2 protein-coding genes are annotated in these 1,103 nt (G+C 69.8%); one reads left to right on the forward strand and one right to left on the reverse strand.

Going from position 1 to position 1,103, the window contains the following annotated elements; translation table 11 throughout:
* On the forward strand, positions 1 to 358 hold a 358-nt coding region (locus RTO53_RS15910), incomplete at its 5' end, for a DUF3011 domain-containing protein (protein WP_312238714.1).
* A gap of 63 nt (positions 359 to 421) precedes the next feature.
* On the opposite strand, the gene RTO53_RS15915 is transcribed toward RTO53_RS15910, so the two are convergent.
* Positions 422 to 1,057: a hypothetical protein gene (locus RTO53_RS15915; RefSeq protein ID WP_312238715.1), complete on the reverse strand. Its 636-nt coding sequence runs from the start codon at positions 1,055 to 1,057 to the stop codon at positions 422 to 424.
* Positions 1,058 to 1,103 lie beyond the last annotated feature (46 nt).

Consider the following 1,103-nt stretch of genomic DNA (forward strand, 5'->3'; position numbering starts at 1 on the left):
CACGCGCTGGCGCAATGCCACCCTGGTCCGGCAGATTTCCGGCACGGCCTGCGTGCAGGGCCAGACCTGGGGCGTGCGCAATGGCGCGATCTGGGTCAACCGCGGCTGCCGCGGTGAATTCGCCGAAGCCCGCGGCAACTGGGGCGGCGGCGGTGGCGGCGGCAACAGCAATTACAGCGTGACCTGCAGCAGCAACAGCAACCGCGAGCAGACCTGCGCCTGGGAAGCCCGCCAGGGCCGTCCGGTGCTGGTCCAGCAGCTGTCCGGCAGCGCCTGCGTGGAAGGCCGCAGCTGGGGCTACCGCAACGGCACGCTGTGGGTCAGCAACGGTTGCCGGGCGCGGTTCGGCGTCCGCTGAAGGCGACCGGTTGCCGGCAATGGCCGGCAACCACGCCCGTCATCCAGCCGACGTGAACCGGTTTCAGCGTGGGGCGGCGTCGCTGCCCCACGGCGCCGGCGGCAGCGCCACCGGCTTGCTCAGGTCGAACTGCACCTGGAAGCGGCGCCCACCGGGCCGGGTGAGCTCGTAGACGAAGCGCTGGTCCGGCTCGATCTCCATCGCCCAGGTGTTTTCGACCGACGGCAGCATGTCCGCCTTGCGGAACATCGCCACCGAATCGGCATCCACCGGGAACACCTGGCGTTGCGCGGTCCCCGGCGGCTTGCTGTCGCCGCCGTACAGGGTGACCGCATCGGGGCTGCCGTCGCGGTGGCGATGGTCGTGCTTGAGGCGCAGGCCGGTGTCGGTGCGGCTGATCACCCAGGTACGCGAGTGGTCGTCGCCGACATGGAACGGGATGCGCACCTGATGCGCAGGGTCCTCGCACCCACGTACATGCATGACCAGCCGCTTGCCCTCGAACGGGTCCGGCGCGTCGCTGCGCGGCTCGTTGACGATGACCTTGCCTTCATAGGCCTTGCCGCAATGCGCGGCAACCGCCGCAAGGAAGGCATCGGCCGGTGCGTTGGCGATGTCATGCGATACCGCATCGGGTTGCCGGGCGCAGCCGGCCAGGGCCAGCAGAAGGACGACAGGTACAACGGGGGAAACATTCATGCCCCCACCCTAACGGCCCGGCACGGTGGGCGCAAATGCGCAGGCG

The organism is Stenotrophomonas sp. (assembly GCF_031995405.1).
In the GTDB taxonomy this organism is placed as follows: Bacteria; Pseudomonadota; Gammaproteobacteria; order Xanthomonadales; family Xanthomonadaceae; genus Stenotrophomonas.